The following is a 21,521-nucleotide window of genomic DNA, read 5'->3' on the forward strand; positions in this document are numbered from 1 at the left end:
AGGCCGTTACCCGTGCCACAACTGTATTGCCGCACCCCGCCGGTCCCGCTTCCGGGGCGGGACCGGCGTCGGCTCAACCAGCTCTCAAGGCGCTCAGACGGACAGGATCTTGCGCAGGAACCGCCCCGTGTGGCTCTCCTCGACCAGCGCGACCTCCTCGGGCGTGCCGTTGGCGACCAGCGTGCCGCCCCGCGAGCCGCCCTCGGGTCCCATGTCGATGATCCAGTCGGCCGTCTTGATGACGTCGAGGTTGTGCTCGATGACGATGACGGTGTTGCCCCCGTCGACCAGCCGTCCGAGCACGCCCAGCAGCCTGCGGATGTCCTCGAAGTGCAGACCGGTGGTGGGCTCGTCGAGCACGTAGATCGTCCGGCCGGTCTGCCGCCGCTGCAGCTCGGAGGCGAGCTTGACGCGCTGCGCCTCGCCGCCGGAGAGCGTGGTGGCCGGCTGCCCGAGCCGTACGTAGCCGAGACCCACGTCGTGCAGGGTCTGCAGGTGACGCCGGATCGCCGGGATGGCGTCGAAGAAGCCGAGCGCCTCCTCGATCGGCATGTCGAGCACCTCGGCGATCGTCCTGCCCTTGTAGTGGACCTCCAGCGTCTCCCGGTTGTAGCGGGCGCCGTGGCAGACCTCGCAGGGGACGTAGACGTCCGGCAGGAAGTTCATCTCGATCTTGATGGTGCCGTCGCCCGCGCACGCCTCGCAGCGGCCGCCCTTGACGTTGAAGCTGAAGCGCCCGGGCTGGTAGCCGCGCACCTTGGCCTCCGTCGTGGCCGCGAACAGCTTGCGGATGTGGTCGAAGACGCCGGTGTAGGTGGCCGGGTTGGAGCGCGGGGTGCGCCCGATCGGCGACTGGTCGACGTGGACGACCTTGTCCACGAGATCCATGCCGTTGATCCGCGAGTGCCGCCCCGGCACCGTACGCGCCCCGTTGAGCTCCTTGGCCAGCGCGTTGTAGAGGATGTCGTTGACCAGCGTCGACTTGCCCGACCCCGACACGCCGGTGACGGCGGTGAACAGGCCGAGCGGGAAGTCGATGTCGACGCCCTTGAGGTTGTGCTCGCGCGCGCCCTTGACGGTGATCTGCCGCTTCTTGTCGCGCTTGCGCCGGCCGGACGGCACCTCGATGCTCCGCCGCCCCGACAGGTATTGCCCGGTCAGCGACTCCTCGCTGCTCAGCAGGTCCTGTACGGTGCCGGACACGACGACCTGGCCACCGTGCTCGCCCGCGCCCGGACCGATGTCGACCACCCAGTCGGCGGCCGCGATGGTGTCCTCGTCGTGCTCGACCACGATCAGCGTGTTGCCCATGTCGCGCAGCCTGACGAGCGTGTCGAGCAGCCGCAGGTTGTCGCGCTGGTGCAGGCCGATGGAGGGCTCGTCCAGCACGTAGAGGACGCCGACCAGGCCGGAGCCGATCTGCGTGGCCAGCCGGATGCGCTGCGCCTCGCCGCCGGCCAGGGTGGCCGCGGCGCGGTCCATGGTGAGGTAGTCGAGGCCCACGTCGAGCAGGAACCCGAGGCGCGCGTTGATCTCCTTGACCACCCGCTCCGCGATGTGCATGTCGCGGTCGGACAGCTTGAGCTCGGCCAGGAACTGGGCGCACTCGCCGATGGACATCGACGCGACGTCGGCGATCGACCTCTCGGCCACCGTGACGGCCAGGGTGACCGGCTTGAGCCGGGCGCCCTTGCAGGCCGGGCACGGGATCTCGCGCATGTAGCCCTCGAACCGCTCGCGGCTCGAGTCGCTCTCCGCCTCGGCGTGGCGGCGCTGCACCCAGGTGATGACGCCGGTGTAGTCGGTGTAGTAAGAGCGCTGACGGCCGTAGCGGTTGCTGTAGCGGACGTGGACCTGCTCGTCGTAGCCGTGGAGCAGGGCCTTCTGCGCCTTCTTCGGCAGTTGCTCCCACGGGGTGTCGAGGCCGAAGCCCATGGTGTTGCCCAGGGCCTCGATCATCCGTACGAAGTATTCGCTGGTGTGGCCGCCGGACCACGGGTGGAGCGCGCCGTCGCGCAGCGTGCGCTCCGGGTCGGGCACCACCAGGTCGGGGTCGACCTCCATCTTGGTGCCGAGGCCGGTGCACTCGGGGCAGGCGCCGAACGGGGAGTTGAAGGAGAACGAGCGCGGCTCCAGCTCCTCGAACGACAGGTCGTCGTAGGGGCAGTAGAGGTGCTCGGAGTAGAACCGCTCACGGCCCGGGTCGTCCTCGGGCAGATCGACGAAGTCGAGGGTGATCGTGCCGCCGGACAGCTGCAGCGCGGTCTCGACCGAGTCGTTGAGCCGGCGGCGCGCCGACTCCTTGACCGACAGGCGGTCGACGATGACCTCGATGTCGTGCTTCTCGTACTTCTTCAGTGTCGGCGGCTCCTCCAGCCGCACGACCGTGCCGTCGACCCTGGCCCGCGCGAAGCCCTTGGTCTGCAGCTCGCGGAACAGCTCGGCGTATTCGCCCTTGCGCCCGCGCACGACCGGCGCGAGCACCTGGAAGCGGGTGCCCTCGTCGAGGTCCATCACGCGGTCGACGATCTGCTGCGGCGTCTGGCGGGCGATGGGCCGCCGGCACACGGGGCAGTGCGGCTTGCCGATGCGGGCCCACAGCAGGCGGAGGTAGTCGTAGACCTCGGTGATGGTGCCGACGGTCGAACGGGGGTTCTTGCTGGTGGACTTCTGGTCGATCGACACCGCGGGCGACAGGCCCTCGATGAAGTCGACGTCGGGCTTGTCCATCTGGCCGAGGAACTGGCGGGCGTACGCCGACAGCGACTCGACATAGCGCCGCTGGCCCTCAGCGAAGATCGTGTCGAAGGCCAGGCTCGACTTGCCCGAGCCGGATAGGCCGGTGAAGACGATCAGCGAGTCTCGCGGCAGATCGAGCGAGACGTCCTTGAGGTTGTGTTCTCGTGCACCACGCACGATCAGGCGGTCGGCCACGGCGATCCCGGTAGTCGAAAGGCGGATAGGTCCACGGGGGATGGTAGACGGGGGCTCCGACAATTTCGGCGGCCCGCAGTGCGTCCTCCGAAAACCCGTCCCTCTCAGATTACGGCCATCTGCCGGCTCGGCAGGATGCCTTCTGATGTGAACGCCTTGACCTGGGGTTTTATGCCCTGGTAAGGCACGGGCGGGCCGCCTGCCGACATGCCGGTCCGGCACTCGGGGAGATCCGAGGGCGAGGCGTTAGGCTGGTGCTCGTGGGGCGGACGTTCCTGCCCGGCCGCGCGGGATGGTCTTCCCGCCGCCGTCGTGGCTGACGATGCCGGCCCCCGCTGATCTGCCCGCGACGCCCCCGAAGGACTGTTCATGACCTACACAGGTGACGTCCAGGTCGGCGGTCCCGCCGACGTGCGCGAGCTGCCCGCGCTGACCGTCTCCAAGCTCGCCGTCGGCCCGTTCGACAACAACGCCTATCTGCTGCGCTGTACGGAGACCGGCGAGGGCCTGCTCATCGACGCCGCCGCCGAGCCCGACCGCCTGCTCGCGCTGATCGGCGACCAGCCGCTCGGCGCGATCGTCACGACGCACCAGCACGGCGACCACTGGCAGGCGCTGGAGCAGGTGGCCAAGGTGACGGGCGCCCAGGTGATCGCGCACCCGCTCGACGCCCCCGCGCTCCCGGTGCCGGCCGGCCGCACGGTCGAGCACGGCGAGACGATCCCGCTGGGCCACGTCTCGCTGGAGGTCATCCACCTGCGCGGTCACACGCCCGGCTCCATCGCCCTGCTGTACGACGGCGGTGAGGCGGGCCCCCACCTGTTCACCGGCGACTCGCTGTTCCCTGGCGGCGTCGGCAACACGTGGAAGGACGCCGAGCGCTTCAACCAGCTCTACGACGACGTGGTCACCCGCGTCTTCGACCGGCTGCCGGACGAGACCTGGGTCTACCCGGGCCACGGCAAGGACACCACTCTCGGCGCCGAGCGCCCCTCCCTGCCGGAGTGGAAGGCCCGGGGCTGGTAGTCCCGCAGGCTCCGAGGTCAGGTCAGGTCAGGTCAGCGGCGGGCGGGCACGCGCGGAGCGTCGCCGTCAGCCCGCACGCTGCTCCAGCTCCATGGCCGGCTCGCCGGGATGCCGCGTACGGCCGGGATGCCGCGTACGGCCGAGATGCCGCGTACGCGGGTGCGCTCGCGGCGGGTCACCGACCTGGAGCCTAAAATCCGAAATATGCCGAAAAATCCCGTTAGTTGTGGATTCGCTCGGCTACCCGGCGCTGCTCCCGCTTGTAGAACATCATCCGCAGCGGGATCGCCGCCACGAGCGCGATCTGCATGGTCGCACCGATCTTGATCGGCAGGTCACCACCCTCGGGCCAGGCCACCCAGAAGGTGAGGAAGGCCACGTTGACCATGATCCAGCCGAGGACGACCGCAGCGAGCTGCCCCTTCGGCTTGGGGTACTCGATCCGGCTGACCATGAGCCAGGCCACGCCGAGAACGCCGACCAGCGTCCAGATGCTCGGCTGGAACAGCAGCACGATCGAGATCACCGTCATGGCGCCCATCGGGATGGGCAGCCCCATGAAGTCGCCGCTCTTGGTCTTGACGCAGGCGAACCTGGCCAGCCGTACGACGCCGGCGACCAGCACGGACGCCGCCGCCACGAGCACCGCCGCGAACGGCACCTGGTCGGTGAACCCGCCCCAGATCACCACCATGAACGCGGGGGCGAACCCGAAGCTGATGACGTCGGCGAGGTTGTCGAGCTCGGCGCCCATCGCCGAGGCGCGGAAGCGCCGCGCCACGAGGCCGTCGAACAGGTCGCACGTGGCGCCGATGAGCAGCAGCACGATCGCGGTGGCGAAGTAGCTCGGATCGGGCTTGAAGGGCCCACCCGCGACCTGGAGCTGCTGGATGGCGGAGTAGGCGAGCACGCACACGGCGAGGAAGCCGCAGACCGCGTTGCCGAGCGAGAGCGAGTCCGCCGCGGAGAGGCGGAAGGCCTTGCCGACCGGGCCCCGCGGTTCTTCCTCGCTCGCCTGCCAGCTGCCGGCGTCAGCCGCGGTCAATTCTGGTCACCCCCGCAACCGTCTTCTCGCCCACGGACACCGCGGGCGAGATCCCTTCGGGAAGGTAGATGTCGACACGCGAGCCGAACCGGATGAGCCCGATCCGGTCGCCCTGGGCGACCTTCGCGCCCGAGGTCAGGTAGGGCACGATCCTGCGCGCGACCGCGCCCGCGATCTGCACCATCTCGATGTCACCAAGCGCGGTCTCGAAATGCCACACCACACGCTCGTTCTGGTCGCTGTCCTTGTTGAACGCCGGCAGGAACCCACCTGCCACATGCTGCACGGAGGCGACATTTCCCGCAAGAGGGGCGCGGTTGACGTGGACGTTCAGCGGACTCATGAAGATCGCGACCCGGGTGCGGCCGTCGGGCCAGGGGTCGATGCTCTGCACCACGCCGTCGGCGGGCGACAGGACGCGCCCCTGCCCGAGGGTCCGGTCGGGGTCGCGGAAAAACCAGAGCATTCCCCCGGTGAGCGCGCTCAACGGCACCGCCGCGAACGCCCATCGCCGGTCCTTGCGCGTCAGCAGCGCGGTGGCGGCCGCCGAGACCGCCGTCGGGAGAAGCCACGGGGAGACCCCGCGTGCGAGCCGGATGCCGCTCGACTTAGCAGAATCGTCTGACACGTACAACCTTTGGTGGTGACTGGACTGGGCGCTTTGCCATGATGTTACAGAACTCGCAACTATTACACGGCACGGCTACACAAAGCAAAGCGCCTCGAAGCCCATCGCGCTAGACCTGCTCAGGATGCGGCTGCTCGCCCCTCCGCGCGTCGATCCGCGCCTTGATCAGGCTGGCCCCGGTCGTGATGACCATGGTGGTGCCGATGACCGTGAGCGAGACCCAGATGGGAATTTCGGGCGCCCAGGAGACATTGCTGGAGTGCAACGCCTCCAATACCAGCTTAACCCCGATGAACCCGAGGATGAACGCCAAACCGTAGCTGATGTACACCAGCCGCTGCAGCAGGCCGCCCAGGAGGAAGTACAGCTGACGCAGCCCCATCAGGGCGAACGCGTTGGCCGTGAAGACGATGTAGGGGTCCTGCGTGAGCCCGAAGATGGCCGGAATCGAGTCGAGCGCGAACAGCAGGTCTGTGGTGCCGATGGCGATCATCACGATGAGCATCGGGGTGACCATGCGCCGGCCGTCGATCTTGACGGTGATCTTCGATCCCGCGTAGCCCTCGGTGGTCGGGAAGGCCTTGCGCACCCAGCGGAGCAGGAGGTTCTCGTTGAACTCCTCCTCCTCGTCCTTGAGGTGCTGGCGGACGATGTTGATCGCGGTGTAGACGAGGAAGGCGCCGAAGACGTAGAACAGCCAGCTGAAGCGCTCCAGCGCCGCCGCCCCGAGCGCGATGAAGATGCCGCGCATGACCAGCGCCAGCAGGATGCCGACGAGCAGCACCTTGTGCTGGTAGGCCCGCGGGACCGCGAACCTGCTCATGATGATGAAGAAGATGAAGAGGTTGTCGACGCTCAGGCTGTATTCGGTGATGTAGCCGGCGAAGAACTCCCCGGCCTTGTCGCCGCCGAGTGTGGCCCACAGCCCCACCCCGAACGCGATGGCCAGAATGACGTAGAACGTCACCCAGTAACCGGCCTGCCGCATGGAGAACTCTCGCGCTTCTCCGCGGTCCACGATCCACAGGTCGAGTGCGAGCACGACGAGGAGCCCGCCGATCACGGCCAGCCAAGCCCACAGGGGTACCATTACGTTTCAACCCTCCGGCATGCACGACTCATTGCCGGAGGTCTCTCCCGCCCGCGAATCGCGGACCGGCAGCCCCGGGGGCCCCGTGGAGCGGGGCTGCACCGTGATGACGAGGCTGTCGCGAAGGGATACTCCCCTCCCTAACCCAGGCAGTATACGAGAACGCCTTAACCCCGCCTAATCATCCCCGTGGCATCCGCACTGTCTCGCCCGCATTTAGGGCGCTTCGTACACATTCAGGACACTCTCCACCGCTTCGTCGCCGTCCGGCATCTCCTGCCCGCGCCGCACAGCCGCCGCCGCCAGCCGCTCCGCCGTCCCCGGCTCCTCCAGCAACATCCGTACGGCCGCGCGCAGCGCGGGAACGTCCCCATAGGGAACGAGAATCCCGGCATCACCCACGATCTCCGGGATCCCCCCGACAGCGGTGGCTATCACCGGTTTCCCGGCCATGAGAGCCTCCCTGATGCTGAGCGGCTGACCCTCCCAGCGAGTGGCGGTCACCACGGCGGTCGCCGCACCGAGCAGATCGGGCACGTCGTCACGATTACCGAGCAACATCACCGGCAGCCCCTCGGCCGCGATCCGCCGCTCCAACTCCCCACGCAACGGCCCTTCACCAGCAACAACGAACAACGGCCTCCCTAGCCCCGCCCTGCCCTTGCCGTCGTCCGGGGCCTCCTCCCATGGCCCTGCAGCAACGTCGGGTTCGGCCGGAGCGTCCTCCCGTGCCTCAGCAGCGACGCCGAGCTCGGCCGGAGCCTCCCCCCGTGGCCCAGTCGCGACGCCGAGCTCAGCCGGAGCCTCTTCCCACGGCCCGGCGGCGACATCGAGCAGGGTCTCCAGGCCCTTCTGCTGGGCGAGTCGCGCAACCGTCAGCAGGATGGGCCGCTCCCCCGCGCCCAGCTCGTCCGCGACCTCGCGCGGGGTGCGCTTGGCCGGGCGCAGCGGCGGCGCGGGCACCAGGGCCGCCCGGACGTCCCGCGCCCCGAGCCGCGTCATGCGCTCGCCGAGGTCGGGCGAGACCACCAGCACCCGGTCGGCCCGCCGGGCCACGATCCGCTCCAACACCCCGTAGACGAAACCGACGAGCCCGCCCGCGGTCAACGCGTTGTGCAACGTCACCACCAACGACCGACGCCGCCCCGATGCGCCGAGCGCCACCAATGACCGACGCTGCCGCGATGTGCCGGCCGCCACCGGCGACCGGCGCCGCCCCCATGTGCCGAGCGCCGCCAGCGCCCCGGCGCGCAGCCCGTGGGCGTGCACGACGTCGGCGTCCCGAGTCACCCGCCGCAGCGCGAGCACCGCGCGCACGTCGGCCACCGGACGAGGCCGGTCCGCCACGGCCACCTCCACGAAACGCGCCCCTGTCTCGCCGTACGTGAACTGCTCCTCCACGCTGCGCGGCCCCGCCACGAGCACCTGATGCCCCCGCCGCGTCAGCCCTTCGGCCAGCATCCGCACATGCCGACCCGTACCGCCGGACGTGGTGCCCAGCACGAACGCCACCCGCACGCCCACCCCTCCCTCAGTTCCAACACTCACCCGTGACCAGCCGGCTCCAACCCCTCAGCCCACCGGCCCCACGCCAACAGCCTTCCAGCTCCAACGGCAAGCCAGTCCGATGACCGTCAATCCCGACCGCCCTAAAGGTCTCCCGAGCGCCGGTCAGCTCCGACGGGCCTCCCATTTCGCAGGCCTTCAGCCCGACGGCCCTCCTTCCCGAAGACCCCCGTCACCATCCCGACGGCCCTCCATCCCGAAAGCCCCCATCACCATCGGGACGGCAGGTCAGCCTCGGCGGCGACGCAGCAGCGCGATCACCGCACCGGCGTCAGCCCGGTCCACCACCGCCACGACCGCACCGCCCACGCCCGCCGCCACCACGGCGGCGAGCACCGCGGCACCGACGTTCGCCCAGATCCCCTCGGCCCCGAGCCACCCGGCCACGGCGTCCCCGGCGAGGTAGCCCAGCACCCCGCCACCAGCCGCCGCCCCCAGGGCCCGTCCCAGCCCGGCCGCGGCAGCACCGCCGCGAGCCCGTACGATGGCGGCCAGCAGCAGCGCCCCGCCCGCCGTCATGCCGACGCTCATGCCGAGCGCCATCCCGCCGATCTCCCACCCTCTGGGCAGCGCCAGCGCGAGAGCGGTCTGCGCGACCATGGTCACGACCCACCCCGCCACGGTGCCGGCCGCCGCCTCGCGCCCGCGCCCGGCCGCGTACAGCACCCGGCTGAGCTGCGCGATGAGCCCGTAGCCCACCAGCCCCGGCGCGAACAGCGCGACCGCCCGCGCCAGATCCACCGCCGGCACCTCGCTCTTCATCCCGAGGAACACCACCGCCCCCGGCCCGGAGGCCGCCGCCAGCACGCCGGCCGCCAGCCCCGACACCAGCACCACGGCCCGCGTGGTGCGCGCCGCCAGCCCCGCGAACGCCTCGGGCTCCCCGGCCTGCGCGGACAGCCGAGGGAACGCGCTGGTGGCGATGGGCACGGCCAGCACCGCGTACGGCACCAGATAGATCGCCCACGCGTAGTTGTAGACCGCGATCGCCCCGGTGCCGACCACTTTGTTGGCCAGCAGCACCACCACGATCATGGCCGCCTGCTGCGCCAGCAGCGCCGCGACGCCCGCGAGCGCGAGCCGGCGCACCTGCCCGGCCACCCCGTCGGGGAAGCGCAGCACCGGCCGCCACCGCAGCCCCAGCCGCGCCGTCGGCCCGAGCACGGTGAGCACCAGCGACAGCACCCCCAGGCTGGTGCCTATCGACAGCGCCAGCTCAGCCGGCCCCGGCACGGTGGCCGGATTGCTGTCGCCTCCGCTGAGCGGCACGAACATCAGGTACGCCACGATCACCACGATGCTCGACACGAGCGGCGCCACCGCCGGCCCGGCGAACCGGTTGTGCGCCTGCAGCACGCCGTAGAGCACGACGGCGACACCGTACAGCGGGATCTGCGGCGCGAACACGGCGAGCATCCGCGCCGCCACGGCCGTGACCGCCCCGACGTCGCACCCCCCCTTGAGCTGCGACCCGAAGAACAGCCCGATGACCGGCCCGGCGAACACGGCGGTGAGCACCGCCAGCGGCACCAGCACCACGACCACCCAGGTCAGCAGCGCCGAGCCGATCTGACCGACCCGCTCACGGTCGCCCTCGCCGCCGCCCGCGTGCCGGGCCAGCACCGGCACGACCATCCCGGCCAGCGCCCCGCCGACGACCACCTCGAAGACGATGTTGGGGATCTGGTTGGCCGTCATGTAGGCCGAGGCCAGGCAGTTGGTGCCGACCGTCTGGGCGAAGGCGTACTGCTTGGCGAAGCCCGCCACGCGCGCGAGCACGGTGATGGCCCCGATGAGCACGGCCCCGCCGGCCACACCCCGCGCCGTCACGACTCCCATCCGGCCTCCCTCGCCCCCGCGCGGGTTTTCCGCGCGGACATCATCCTGGCAGGCCGCGCCGACACTCGCGCGTCAGGAGGGGGCACCTGTGGATAAGGCGGGACCGGCCGGGTCAGGCGGGCGCGACGGGCCGGCGGCCGAGCATGTCGATGCGGTTGAGCACCGGGTTCCCGGCGATGACCTTGGTGAAGCTGACTTTCTCCGAGGCGGCGGTGAGCGCCGCCACGGTGCCGAGCAGGGCGTAGCGGCCGGGCCGGCCGAGCCGGGTGACGGCGGCCAGGCCGAGCAGCGCGCCCAGGGCGTTGGCGCCGGCGTCGCCGAGCATGGCACGCTCGCCGAGGTCGTCGGGCAGCAGCGCGGCGGCGGCGCCGAGCGGCACGGCGGCCAGCGCCGCGGCGGCGGGCGAGCCGCGCAGCAGCGAGGCGGCCAGCAGCGGCCCGCCGGTCAGCAGGGCGACCTTGATGGCACGGCCGGGACGCAGGTCGAAGAGATTGGCGAGGTTGGCGGCGCCGGCGATGGCGGCCCCGTTGACCGCCACGTCGAGCGGGCCGCCGCCGGCGAGCGCGGCGGCGCCGAGCCCGGTGGCGCCGATGCCGAGGATCTTCACCGCGCCGCTGGTGACCTCGCCGCGGGCCAGCGCGGTCAGGTGGCCTTTGAAGCCTTTGGAGGACGTCGTGCCGTACAGGTCGTCGTAGGCGCCGAGGGCACCGCTGCCCGCGCCCGCGACGAGGGCGGCCAGGCGCAGCCGTCCGGGCAGGCCGGGCGTGAGCGCGGCCGCCGCGCCCGCCCCCGCGACGAACGCGGGGCCCTCCAGGAGGGTGATGGGCTCGCCGCGGTGGTTCTTGCGCGTCCAGCGGCCGGTCAGGTCGTCGGGCTGCCGGTTGCGGGTGAAGGCGGCGTAGGCGGCGCGGGCCGCGACGGCGCCGATGGCGGCGCCGGCGAAGGCGTGGAGCAGTCCTCGGGCCATGTCAGCTCCCTGACTGGGCGGATGGGGTCGGGCTGGGGGTGACGGCCGCCGGCAGGGGCGCGGTGGCGCCCTTGCCGATGCCGTACTGGCCGGCGTGCCCGGCCAGTTGTTCCCGCAGAGCGTAGACCATGACGACGCGGCCCACGGGCATGTCGGCGGTGTCGACGGTGGACACGCGCTTGGCGACCTCGCTGTCGTCGCGGACGGCGCCGATGAGGTCGCCGGGCAGCGCGATGTTCGCGGCGGTCCCGGCGAGCACGGTGCCGCCGCCCGCCGTGTCGAACCCGTCGGCGACCGAGACCAGCGCCCCGGCCAGGGTCTCGGCGGTCTCGCCCTCGAACGGCTTCTCCGGCGCGAACATGACGGCGAGCGTGGCCCGTTCGGCCGGGTTGTCCTCGACGTTGAGCAGGCCGCCGGTCTCGAAGGCGTCGAGCACGCCGGCGGTGGCGGTGTTGGCGGTGCCGGCCTGGGCGGAGTCGTTGGTGACGAGGGCGCCGGCCAGCAGCGAGGCGGCCCGGTCGTAGCTGGTGGCGGTGGCGGGGAAGACCATGTTGGCCGGTTTGAGCTGATCGACCAGCCCGTCGATGACGCCCTTGCTTTCGGGGTCGAGGAACTTCTCCGTCAGCGTGACCCGCCCGCTGACCTTGGCGCCGGCCTCGTCGAGCACCTGCTGGGCGGCCTCGCGCACGCTCGTGCTGGAGCCGGGCGCCTCGATGAGCAGCACGCGCTGCCCGGCGAGCTCGGAGGCCACCATCTGCGGGGTGCGCGCGGCGATGAACGCGTCGTTGCCGGCCTGCCGCCCGCGCAGCGCGTCGAGGTCGGCGCGCAGGCCGTTGTTGGCGCTGGTCAGCTCGTCGCTGGTGCGCTTGGCCAGGTCGAGCGCGGGGTCCTGGAGCAGGGTGGTGCCCAGGATGATGCCCACCGCCAGCGCCAGGAAGATCGCGACGATGGAGACGAGGTGATAGCGGAAATCGATCACGAGAAGAGTCCGACCAGCCAGAAGATGAACGCGTTCCAGACGTCTTGCAGGCCGTTCAGCCAGGTCTTGCCCAGCGGCGAGAAGACCAGCGCGACGCCCATCGTGAACAGCGCGGTGAGCACGAGGAGCAGCAGCTGTGAGGTGGAGATGCGGCTGCGGTAGAGCCTGCTGACGCCCTTGGCGTCGATGAGCTTGCTGCCGATGATGAGCCGGGTGAGGAAGGTGCTGGCCATGCCGGAGCGCCCCTTGTCGAGGAACTCCTCCAGCGTGCCGTGCGTGCCGACGGCGACGATCAGCTCGGCGCCCTTGTCGTCGGCGAGGAGCATCGCGATGTCCTCGCTGGTGCCGGTGGCGGGGAAGATCACCGCTTCGCGGCCGAGCTGGTGGACGCGCTCCAAGCCGGGGGCCCGGCCGTCGCGGTAAGCGTGGACGACGAGCTCGGCGCCGCAGGTCAGCGCCTTGGTGGAGACCGAGTCGAAGTCGCCCACGATCACGTCGGGCAGGTAGCCGGCCTCCAGGAGCGCGTCGGCGCCGCCGTCGACGCCGACCAGGACGGGCCGGTATTCGCGGATGTAGGGGCGGAGGGTGGCGATGTCCTCCTTGTAGTGGTATCCGCGCACCACGATGAGGACGTGCCTGCCCTCCATCTCCGTGCGGATCTCGGGCACGCCGACGCCGTCGATGAGCAGCTTGCCCTCGCCCCGGACGTACTCCATGGTGTTGACCGCGAACGCCTCGATCTGCACCGAAAGCCCCGCCCGCGCCTCGGCCATGGCCGCCTCGACCGCTTCGAGGGTCTGCTCCTCGCCCTTGCCGACGACGTCGTCGTCCAGGTGGACGACGCCGTCGCAGAGCCGGACGACGTCGCCGTCCTTGATGCGCTCGAACAACTCCGGGCTGGCGTTGTCGACGAACGGCACGCCGGCTTCGAGCAGGATCTGCGGCCCCAGGTTGGGATAGCGGCCGCTGATGCCGGCCGCGACGTTGACCACGGCGGCGGCACCGCATGCGACCAGGGCCTCCGCGCTGACCCGGTCCACGTCGACATGGTCGATGATCGCGATTTCACCGGGCCCGAGGCGCTTGGTGAGCCTCTTGGTGCGCCGGTCGATCCTCGCCACTGCCGTGATGCCGGGAAGGTCACCGACCTTCCTGCCGCGGAGGCCCGGCAATCTGCTTCCCGGAACCTTCATCATGACCATCCTGCCAGAGCGAAACAGCGGAGAGGCCACGCATCACGTGGCGTGTCCACTATGTCACCCACGATCACCTGTCTGCCGCGGCGAGCCCCAGCAGCTCCTCAGCGTGCGCCCGGCCGAGCTCGGAATCCTCCAGACCCGCCAGCATGCGCGACAGTTCGCGTACGCGGCCCTCGTGGTCGAGCGTGGTGACGCCGCTGCGCACCACGCTGCCGTCACTGGCCTTCTCGACCACCAGATGCTGGTCGGCGAAGGCCGCCACCTGCGGCAGGTGTGTGACGACTATCACCTGCGCGGTGCGGGCCAGGCGGGCCAGCCGGCGCCCGATCTCGACCGCCGCCTTGCCACCGACCCCCGCGTCCACCTCGTCGAAGACGAACGTCGGCACCGGATCGGCGCCCGCGAAGACGACCTCGATGGCGAGCATGACGCGGCTCAGCTCGCCGCCGGAGGCGCCCTTGGTGAGCGGCAGCGGCGGCGCGGCGGGATGGGCGGCCATCCGCAGCTCGACCTCGTCGACGCCCTCCGGCCCGAACTCGGCGCTCCGCGTGAGCTGCACCACGACCCGGGCGTGCGGCATGGCGAGCGCGGTCAGCTCCTCGGTGACGGCCTGGCCGAACCGCTCGGCGGCGGCCTCGCGCACCCGGGTGAGCTCGGCGGCGAGATCGGTGAGCTTGTCGGTCAGCTCGTCGTGCTCGCGGGTCAGCTCGTCGATGCGCTCGTCGTCGCCCTCCAACTCGGCGAGGCGGGCGGCGGCGCGCTGCGCCCAGGCGAGGACGCCGGCGCTGTCGGCGCTCTGCTCGCCGTATTTGCGGATGAGCCCGGACAGCACCGAGCGGCGCTCCTGCACGACCGCCAGCCGGGACGGGTCGGCCTCGATCGACTCGGCGTAGGAGGCGAGGTCGGTGGCGACGTCGGAGATGAGGTAGCCGGCCTCGGCGAGCCGGTCGGCGACCCCGGCGAGCTGGGGGTCGAAGTCGCGTACCGCCTCGACGGCCGCGCGGGCCTCGCCGAGCAGGGAGATCACGTCGTGGGCGCCGCCCGCGGCCTCCATGGGGTCGCCGAGCAGCGCGGTGTGGGACGTGGTGGCGGCGCTGCGCAGCGCGTCGGCGTGCGAGAGCCGCTCCTCCTCCTCGCGCAGCTCGACGTCCTCGCCCGGCTTGGGGTCGACCTTCTCGATCTCCTCCAGGCCGAAGCGGAGCAGGTCGGCCTCTTGGGTCCGCTCCCTGGCGCGGGTGGTCAGCTCCTCCAGCTGCACGGCGACCTGCTTGTGCCGTTTGTACGCCTGCGTGTACGCCCGCAACGGCTTGACCAGCTCCTCACCGGCATAGCGGTCGAGCGCGGCGCGCTGCCTGGCGGGCTGGAGCAGCCGCTGCTGGTCCATCTGCCCGTGCACGGCCACGAGGTCGTCGGCGAGGTACGTCAGAGTGCCCACGGGCACCGTGCGCCCGCCCAGCCAGGCCCTGGAGCGGCCCTCCGCCGAGACGGTGCGCGAGATGATGAGCTCGCCGCCCTCGACATCGCCGCCGGTGTCCTCGACCTGCTGGGCCACCCGGCCGCCTGGCTCGACGACGAGCGTGCCCTCGACCCTGGCCCGCTCGGCCCCCGGCCGGATCCTGGACGGGTCGGCCCGGCCGCCGAACAGCAGCCCGAGCCCGGTCACGACCATCGTCTTGCCCGCGCCGGTCTCACCGGTCACCACGTTGAAGCCCGGGCTGAGCTCTAGGACGGCCTCGTCGATGACGCCGAGCCCCTGGATGCGGACCTCCTCGACCCTTGGTCGCACTGCCCACTCCCGTCACTGCTGTGCCTGCCGATCACACGGCCCGTTCCCCGAACACGTGTGCCCACGCGATCCTACGCGGTCCTGCTTCCATTCACTCAGGGTCGCACCCTTCCGCGCCAGCCCTGGACGGGTAGCTCGAACTTGGCGACCAACCTGTCGGTGAACGGCGCGCCGGTGTCCTCGACGCCGTGCAACCGCGCCAGCCGGACCGGCTCGGCTCCCCTGCGCACCTCCACCCTCGTGCCGGACGGCAGCTCGAAGCGGCGCCGCCCGTCGCACCACAGCACCCCTCCGGGAGTCTCCGGCAGGATCTCCACGGCCAGGGTGGACCGCGGCGAGACCACCAGTGGCCTGGCGAACAGGGCGTGGGCGCTGATGGGCACCATGAGCAGCGCCTCGACCTCAGGCCACACGACCGGCCCGCCCGCGGAGAAAGCATAGGCGGTCGAGCCGGTCGGCGTGGCGCAGATCACGCCGTCGCAGCCCCACCGCGACAGCGGCCGGCCGTCGATCTCGGCGACGACCTCCAGCATGCGCTCCTGCTTCTCGACCGTGGCCTCGTTGAGCGCCCACGTGTCGGCCAGGATCTTGCCGTTCTGCCGGGCGAGAACGTCGATCGTCATGCGCTCCTCGACGTCGTACCGGCCGGCCACGACGGCGTCGACGGCCCCGGCCAGGTCGTCGACCTCGGCCTCGGCCAGGAACCCGACATGCCCCAGGTTGACCCCCAGCAGCGGCGTGCCGGCCGGCCTGGCCATCTCCGCGGCGCGCAGCAGCGACCCGTCGCCGCCGAGCACGATCATGACCTCGGCGTCCTTGGCCGCGCCGGGCTCGTCGCCGGGCACGGCCTCGACCCCGGCGCAGCCGATCTCGGCGTACTCGGATTCGAGCACCCGCACGGCGATGCCCGCGTCCACCAGCCGGTTGATCACCAGACGGGCGCTCTCGACGGCGGCGCCCCGCCCGGTGTGTACGGCGACCAGCACGGTCCGATTCATTGCGGCCCTTCCGCCACGGCACGCTCGATCTCGGCCTCCAGGTCGGCGACCGGAGGCTCGCCCTCTCCCTTGCCCAGCCAGAGCAGGTATTCCACATTGCCCGACGGCCCCGGCAGCGGGCTCGCGGTCACACCGCGCACGCTCAGCCCCAGCTCCTGAGCCTTGGCGGCGGCGTCGCGCACGGCCTGCGCGCGCAGCGCCGGATCGCGGACCACGCCGCCCGCCCCCACGAGCTCCTTGCCCACCTCGAACTGCGGCTTGACCAGCATCACGAAATCGGCGCGCGGCGCGGCCACGGCGGCCAGCGCGGGCAGCACCAGCCGCAGCGAGATGAACGACAGGTCGCCCACGACCAGCGTCGGCGGCTCCCCCACCATCTCCGGGGTGAGGTCACGGACGTTGACCCGCTCCATCACCGTCACCCGCTCGTCGGTGCGCAGCGACCAGGCGAGCTGGCCGTAGCCGACGTCGACGGCCAGCACGTGGGCCACGCCGCGGCGCAGCAGCACGTCGGTGAACCCGCCGGTGGACGCGCCGGCGTCGAGGCACCTGCGCCCTTCGACGGCGAGCGCCGGGAACGCCTCCAGCGCGCCGAGCAGCTTGTGCGCGCCGCGCGAGACGTAGTCGGGACCGTCGGGGGATGTGGCGACGACGATGGCGGAGGCGGTGTCGACCTGGGTGGCGGGCTTGCGCGCGGTCTGGCCGCCGACGGTGACCCGGCCGTCGTCGATGAGCTGAGCCGCCTGCTCGCGCGACCTCGCCAGGCCGCGGCGCACCAGCTCGCTGTCGAGGCGGATGCGCCGGCTCACCGGTCTCCCCGCGCCACCTGGCCCACCTGAGCGGCCCACGCATCACCCGGGCGGCGGGCGTCGGCCTGGTGAACCGTTTCCCGGCGTTCCGGCTGGTGGGCCGCGCCCGCCATCTCGTGCAAGGCCCGCGCCGGGTCGTCGTCCACAGCCCCCAGTGCGGCCTCCAGCGCCGAGAACGCCTCCTCGAAGATCCGCGGATGCTCGCCCACGGGCAGCTCGCCCAGGCGGCCCAGGCCGGCCACGATGGCGTCGACCCGGTCGTCGCCGGTCTCGTGCGGCAGCTCACTCATGACTCGACGGTAACGCCTCCCGCGAGCACCCGGGACCTTGGCAGGCGTGTCACTCGTTGTAGGTCGTACGGGGGTGCTAGTCATGTGGAACGCTACGGTCCGCATAGGCCCGACCAAGAAGGAGAGGATGCTCACCATGGCAAGCGTCGAGGAGTGCCGGACGGCACTGGCCAAGCTCGTCGCGCAGTTCGACGAGATCGACGAGCAGGACCGTGCCAAGCATGTGGTCGAACGCACGGTCAGCTGCCGGATCTCCGATCTCGACGTGACCTTCTATGGGCGGCTGCACCACGGGGGGCTGGATCCGTTCACGGAGCAGCCGCCGCCGGGCGGCAAGCCCGCCGACGTCAAGCTCACGATCGTGAGCAACGACCTGATCGCGCTGGTGGACGGCGAGCTGGATCTGGCGCGGGCGCTGCTCGGGGGCCGGGTGAAGGTCGACGCCAGCTTCGGCGACCTCCTCCGCCTACGCCGCCTGCTCTGACCGGCTCGCCCGGCCGCACCAATTTTTCGGCGACGAGCGAACAACGAAACCGCTCCGCCGCAGACGAGATTCCACCACACCCGGCGATGACCAGGCAGCCGGCTGCAGTCGGCGAACCACCGATCCAGCCTCCCCAAGCACACAGCCACCCAAGGCGCCCGACCCTCAAAGGCGCTCGGTCATCAAAGGCACCCGGCCGTCGGAAGGGTCCCGGTCATCACGGGCAGCTCAACCGGCGATGCGCTCAAGGACCGGCTTCACGGCGTCCTCCTCCACCCGCCCTTCCCCGGCCGCCGCCCAGGCCGCGTCGCACGCCGCCCGCAGCCCGTCGATGCGGCTGCCGTCCCCCTCCAGATGCAGCACGCCGTCGCGCCACCGCGCCTGCCATCCACCGCACGCGCCGTCCCGCACCTCGGGATAGTCCGCGAGCAGGGCTCCCAGATCCTCGGCCACGAACGTCGGCCGGTGCCGCGGCTCGGCCGTCAGCACATCGGCCGCCGTGGCCACCCCGGTGAGCACCAGCAGGGACTCCACCCCGGCGTTGGACGCCCCTTCGATGTCGGTGTCCAGCCGATCCCCCACCACCAGCGGCCGCCGGGCCCCCGTACGGATCATCGACTCCCTGTGCAACGGCGGGTCCGGCTTTCCCGCGTACACCGGCTCAACCCCGGTCGCGGCCGCGATGACCCGGACCATGGCCCCGTTGCCGGGCAGTTCGCCACGCCCGGTGGGCATGGTGCTGTCCCCGTTGGACGCCACGAACCACGCCCCTTGCCGCACCGCCAGCGCGCCTTCCGACAGCAGCGCGTACGACAGCCCCGGCGCGATCCCCTGCACCACGGCGACCGGCGCCTCGAAGGCGGTCGAGACCGGCCGCAGCCCTCGGGCCCGTACGGCCATCCGGAGCCCCGACCCACCCACCACGAGCACCGCCGACCCCGGCGGCACCCGCTCCGCGATCAGCCGCGCCGCCGCCTGCGCCGACGTCACGACGTCCTCGGCGGTGGCCGGAGCGCCCAGTTCCCGCAGGTGCGCCGCGATGGCGGCGGGGGTCCGCGAGGCGTTGTTGGTGACGTACGCCAGCCGCACCCCCCGCGCCCGCGCCTCGTCGAGCGCCGCCGGCGCGCCCGGCACCGCATGGGAGCCCAGGTAGACCACGCCATCCAGGTCGAGCAGCAAAGTGTCGTACCCGTCGATCAGCACCGCGCCTCTTCCCGTTCGACTCACATGCCGCGTGAGACTCTAGCGCCGCGCCCCGCCGCCTCCGCGGACTGCCCATGACCCTGGCCAAGAACACCACCGGTGCTACACACGCACCTACGCCAACCACCGCAGCCTCGGCGATCTGTACGTCACCGCCGGCACAGGGCCCAGACGCCGCCCACCGATGAGCCACCGCCGACACGCGGGGGAACGAGCGAACCCTCCTCCTACGACTACATCTCCCGCCGAGCCCGCAAAGTGGCACGCACACTCTTCAACGCCGACACGTAATGCCGCTCATCAGGACGCATCGCAACAGCGATCGCCAGCGGTTCCTGCGCCCCTTCGATGTCCCCGGTACGCCACAACGCCAGCCCCAGCCCGAAGTACGCGTAGTCCTCAGCCGGATTGGCCTCGACGATCTGCCGGAAACTCGCCGCCGCCTCGGTGTACTGCCGCGAGTTGAACTGCGCCCGCGCCAACGCCTCTCGGATGCTGCGCGACTCCGGTTCGACCTCCGCAGCCCGTTCCAGCAACGCGGCCGCCGCCGCCGGACTGCCGTCCTTCAGCAGCTTTACCCCACGCTGGTACCAATCGTAAACACTGCCCCGGGGTGTACCCGAGGTCTCATCATGGGCGTTTCCTTCTCCAACCATCGGCGAGACTCCCTCCATCGCTGGACGACGAACACGCCCTGTCCCGCCACGGAGGCAGGGCACGGTTGCAAACCGAGGGGCGATTTCCGGAAGGCATGACCATCTATGGCAGCATGCCCGGTATGGGGACTCCTGAACTGCCAGTGCCCGATGGACTGGTGCTACGGCCCTTCCGAGGCGTACGTTTCGCCGTCGAAGATCCCGCCAAGGTAACCTCCCCGCCCTACGACCTGATCTCCGACGCGGACGTCGACGCGCTCCTCCACCTGCACCCGAACAACGTCGTCCGCCTCATCCTTCCCCGCACCCCCCGCCCCGATTCCGCCCACACCACTTCTGCCACTCAACCCCTTCCCGATACCGCCGATCCCTCTCCTGCCACCCACGCCCTTCCTGCCGTTGACGAACTTCCGCCGGAGACGCGTTACGCCGAGGCCCGGGACACCCTGCAGGCGTGGCTTCAGACAGGCATCCTGGTCCCGGACGAGCGCCCGGCCCTGTACGTGTACGAGCAGCATGGCCCGTACTTCCTGCAACGAGGCCTGATCGGCGACGTCGCCCTGACGGACCCGGGTCAGCACGTCATCCTTCCGCACGAGGACGTGATGCCCGGCCCCATCGCCGACCGCCTGGCCCTCATGAGCACCACCCAGGCGAATCTGGAGCCGATCTTCCTCCTCTACGACGGCGCCGGCGGCCCGACGACCCGCCTCGTGGAGGAGGTGGCGACCCGTCGTCGCCCCCTGGTGTCGGCCACGACGGAGGACGGCGTCACCCACCGCCTCTGGGCGATCACCGACACGTCCGAGATCGCCACCATCAACGCCGACCTCCGCGACCGCCAAGCTCTGATCGCCGACGGCCACCACCGCTACGCCACCTACCGCGTCCTCCAACGCCAGGAACGCCTGGCCCATCCTCCTGCCGAGTCCTCACCCACGCCCAGCGACGCCGCCCCCAGAGGCGAGGCGTCCGGCAACGCAGTGCCCGCCAGCGCCGTGCTCAGCAGCAGTGCCGCAAGGCCTGGTGACGCCGGCACCGACCCCACACCAGCACATTCCTCCCCGGCGGACGGCTCGCACCAGCCTCCTTCCACCACTCTGGTAGCCCCCTGGGACTTCGGTCTGGCCTTGCTGGTCGACTCGACCGCCTATCCGCCCGACCTCAAAGCGATCCACCGCGTCATCCCCGGCCTCCCCCTGGCGAAGGCGGCCGCCCAGGCCCGCCAGTCCTGGCGGGTCCAGGAGTTCGGCACCCTCGCGGCGGGCCTGGCCGCGTTCGAGAACAGCCCGGATCCGGCTTTCCTCCTGGCCGACGAAGCCGGCGCGTACCTGCTCACCGACCCCGATCCCGTCCAACTGGCTCATGCCATGCCGGCTGACCACTCCGACCGCTGGAACTCTCTCAACACCTCCATCCTGAGCGAGTTCATCCTGCCGAAGGTGTGGGGGATGCGTGACGACGAGCAGGCGGTACGCATCGTGCACCACGACGTCGAGGCTGCCGCCAAGCTCGCGACCAACACCAACGGCACTGCCGTGATCCTCAAGCCGCTGGCGACCGAGGACGTCCTGGCCGTCGCCGCCGGCGGCGAACGCGTCCCCCGCAAATCCACCTCCTTCGGCCCCAAACCCCGAACCGGTCTGGTGCTCCGCACCTTCGCCATCAACTGACAGACGAATAGCCGCCCAGACGAGACAGCGCTATCAGGCACGCCGCTCCCACCCGCCACCGCCCCGGCCCCTCAGCTGACCCCACAACCAACCGGCCCCACAACCACGGGACCACAGCCAACCGAGCGGCATAACCAACCGAGCGGCACAGCCAACCCGAGCGGCACAGCAACCCGAGCGGCCAACCGGACCCACAACCAATTGGACCTACAACCAACGCGTCGGCGCGGAAGCCGATGTCGGTCTTCTCCCGGCCGGGCGGCGGGCGGAAGCGGGCGAAGCACGGCCGCGCGATAGACCGGCGCAGAACCACCAGAGCCCAAGCTCGCTTGGGCTTTCAGCCAATCGG

At 71.1% G+C, this 21,521-nt stretch carries 19 protein-coding genes; 3 read left to right on the forward strand and 16 right to left on the reverse strand.

The genetic code is table 11. The annotated features are described in order from the left end of the window. Nucleotides 1-93: 93 nt before the first annotated feature. Nucleotides 94-2,934 carry an excinuclease ABC subunit UvrA gene (gene uvrA, locus ABD292_RS37120; RefSeq protein WP_344215830.1) on the reverse strand — a complete coding sequence of 947 codons (2,841 nt, stop codon included), beginning with the start codon at nt 2,932-2,934 and terminating at the stop codon, nt 94-96. 369 nt (nt 2,935-3,303) lie between these two features. On the opposite strand from uvrA, the gene ABD292_RS37125 reads away from it, so the two are divergent. Next, complete coding sequence (locus ABD292_RS37125; RefSeq protein WP_344215833.1) at nt 3,304-3,960, forward strand: MBL fold metallo-hydrolase; 657 nt, start codon at nt 3,304-3,306, stop codon at nt 3,958-3,960. Between the two features lie 32 nt (nt 3,961-3,992). Here the strand turns inward: ABD292_RS37125 and ABD292_RS37130 are convergent, their stop codons facing one another. The 13 genes from ABD292_RS37130 to ABD292_RS37190 form a co-directional block, all read right to left on the reverse strand. Next, entirely contained in the window at nt 3,993-4,139 is a 147-nt protein-coding gene (locus ABD292_RS37130; protein WP_344215835.1) for a hypothetical protein, read from the reverse strand. A 41-nt stretch (nt 4,140-4,180) separates the two neighbouring features. Then, nucleotides 4,181-5,005 (reverse strand): CDP-diacylglycerol--serine O-phosphatidyltransferase, encoded by an 825-nt coding sequence (gene pssA, locus ABD292_RS37135; RefSeq protein ID WP_344215837.1) that lies wholly within the window; start codon nt 5,003-5,005, stop codon nt 4,181-4,183. After that, a complete protein-coding gene (locus tag ABD292_RS37140) occupies nt 4,992-5,633 on the reverse strand; it encodes a phosphatidylserine decarboxylase (RefSeq protein WP_344215904.1) in 642 nt (213 codons plus the stop codon). Before ABD292_RS37140 ends, pssA begins: the two co-directional genes overlap by 14 nt. Before the next feature lie 109 nt (nt 5,634-5,742). Further along, complete coding sequence (locus ABD292_RS37145; protein WP_344215839.1) at nt 5,743-6,723, reverse strand: TerC family protein; 981 nt, start codon at nt 6,721-6,723, stop codon at nt 5,743-5,745. Between the two features lie 216 nt (nt 6,724-6,939). After that, nucleotides 6,940-8,241: a glycosyltransferase family 4 protein gene (locus ABD292_RS37150; RefSeq protein WP_344215841.1), complete on the reverse strand. Its 1,302-nt coding sequence runs from the start codon at nt 8,239-8,241 to the stop codon at nt 6,940-6,942. 276 nt (nt 8,242-8,517) lie between these two features. Continuing rightward, nucleotides 8,518-10,128, reverse strand: coding sequence for a murein biosynthesis integral membrane protein MurJ (gene murJ / locus ABD292_RS37155; RefSeq protein ID WP_344215843.1), 1,611 nt, complete (start codon nt 10,126-10,128; stop codon nt 8,518-8,520). 112 nt (nt 10,129-10,240) lie between these two features. Continuing rightward, on the reverse strand, nt 10,241-11,095 hold the full coding sequence (locus ABD292_RS37160) for a hypothetical protein (RefSeq protein WP_344215845.1): 855 nt from the start codon (nt 11,093-11,095) through the stop codon (nt 10,241-10,243). 1 nt (nt 11,096) lies between these two features. Next, entirely contained in the window at nt 11,097-12,074 is a 978-nt protein-coding gene (locus tag ABD292_RS37165; RefSeq protein WP_344215847.1) for a copper transporter, read from the reverse strand. Further along, entirely contained in the window at nt 12,071-13,267 is a 1,197-nt protein-coding gene (steA, locus tag ABD292_RS37170; RefSeq protein ID WP_344215906.1) for a putative cytokinetic ring protein SteA, read from the reverse strand. The genes ABD292_RS37165 and steA overlap by 4 nt, the downstream gene beginning before the upstream one ends. A gap of 73 nt (nt 13,268-13,340) precedes the next feature. Continuing rightward, the gene (gene recN, locus ABD292_RS37175) at nt 13,341-15,059 is read right to left on the reverse strand and encodes a DNA repair protein RecN (RefSeq protein ID WP_344215848.1); all 1,719 of its coding nucleotides are present in this window, start codon (nt 15,057-15,059) and stop codon (nt 13,341-13,343) included. 95 nt (nt 15,060-15,154) lie between these two features. After that, nucleotides 15,155-16,057: an NAD kinase gene (locus ABD292_RS37180; protein ID WP_344215849.1), complete on the reverse strand. Its 903-nt coding sequence runs from the start codon at nt 16,055-16,057 to the stop codon at nt 15,155-15,157. Further along, a complete protein-coding gene (locus ABD292_RS37185; RefSeq protein ID WP_344215850.1) occupies nt 16,054-16,866 on the reverse strand; it encodes a TlyA family RNA methyltransferase in 813 nt (270 codons plus the stop codon). The genes ABD292_RS37180 and ABD292_RS37185 overlap by 4 nt, the downstream gene beginning before the upstream one ends. After that, entirely contained in the window at nt 16,863-17,156 is a 294-nt protein-coding gene (locus ABD292_RS37190) for a hypothetical protein (protein ID WP_344215851.1), read from the reverse strand. The genes ABD292_RS37185 and ABD292_RS37190 overlap by 4 nt, the downstream gene beginning before the upstream one ends. A 127-nt stretch (nt 17,157-17,283) precedes the next feature. On the opposite strand from ABD292_RS37190, the gene ABD292_RS37195 reads away from it, so the two are divergent. Further along, nucleotides 17,284-17,640, forward strand: coding sequence for an SCP2 sterol-binding domain-containing protein (locus tag ABD292_RS37195; RefSeq protein WP_344215853.1), 357 nt, complete (start codon nt 17,284-17,286; stop codon nt 17,638-17,640). A gap of 228 nt (nt 17,641-17,868) precedes the next feature. On the opposite strand, the gene ABD292_RS37200 is transcribed toward ABD292_RS37195, so the two are convergent. Together ABD292_RS37200 and ABD292_RS37205 are read right to left on the reverse strand one after the other, a co-directional pair. Then, the gene (locus ABD292_RS37200) at nt 17,869-18,843 is read right to left on the reverse strand and encodes an HAD-IIA family hydrolase (RefSeq protein ID WP_344215855.1); all 975 of its coding nucleotides are present in this window, start codon (nt 18,841-18,843) and stop codon (nt 17,869-17,871) included. 233 nt (nt 18,844-19,076) lie between these two features. Further along, nucleotides 19,077-19,499, reverse strand: coding sequence for a tetratricopeptide repeat protein (locus tag ABD292_RS37205; protein ID WP_344215857.1), 423 nt, complete (start codon nt 19,497-19,499; stop codon nt 19,077-19,079). A gap of 65 nt (nt 19,500-19,564) precedes the next feature. Between ABD292_RS37205 and ABD292_RS37210 the strand changes: the two genes are divergently transcribed. Continuing rightward, a complete protein-coding gene (locus tag ABD292_RS37210) occupies nt 19,565-21,172 on the forward strand; it encodes a DUF1015 family protein (RefSeq protein WP_344215859.1) in 1,608 nt (535 codons plus the stop codon). The last annotated feature ends 349 nt before the right edge of the window (nt 21,173-21,521 follow it).

The sequence above is a fragment of the Nonomuraea bangladeshensis genome, assembly GCF_039529455.1.
GTDB lineage: Bacteria > Actinomycetota > Actinomycetes > Streptosporangiales > Streptosporangiaceae > Nonomuraea > Nonomuraea bangladeshensis.

Excerpts from the sequence above, each read along its gene's own strand:
- ABD292_RS37125 (WP_344215833.1), top strand. The coding sequence starts at position 3,304 with ATGACCTACACAGGTGACGTCCAGGTCGGCGGTCCCGCCGACGTGCGC.
- ABD292_RS37195 (WP_344215853.1), top strand. The coding sequence starts at position 17,284 with ATGCTCACCATGGCAAGCGTCGAGGAGTGCCGGACGGCACTGGCCAAG.
- murJ (WP_344215843.1), bottom strand. The coding sequence starts at position 10,128 with ATGGGAGTCGTGACGGCGCGGGGTGTGGCCGGCGGGGCCGTGCTCATC.
- ABD292_RS37145 (WP_344215839.1), bottom strand. The coding sequence starts at position 6,723 with ATGGTACCCCTGTGGGCTTGGCTGGCCGTGATCGGCGGGCTCCTCGTC.
- ABD292_RS37205 (WP_344215857.1), bottom strand. The coding sequence starts at position 19,499 with ATGGTTGGAGAAGGAAACGCCCATGATGAGACCTCGGGTACACCCCGG.
- ABD292_RS37160 (WP_344215845.1), bottom strand. The coding sequence starts at position 11,095 with ATGGCCCGAGGACTGCTCCACGCCTTCGCCGGCGCCGCCATCGGCGCC.
- steA (WP_344215906.1), bottom strand. The coding sequence starts at position 13,267 with ATGAAGGTTCCGGGAAGCAGATTGCCGGGCCTCCGCGGCAGGAAGGTC.
- ABD292_RS37190 (WP_344215851.1), bottom strand. The coding sequence starts at position 17,156 with ATGAGTGAGCTGCCGCACGAGACCGGCGACGACCGGGTCGACGCCATC.
- ABD292_RS37180 (WP_344215849.1), bottom strand. The coding sequence starts at position 16,057 with ATGAATCGGACCGTGCTGGTCGCCGTACACACCGGGCGGGGCGCCGCC.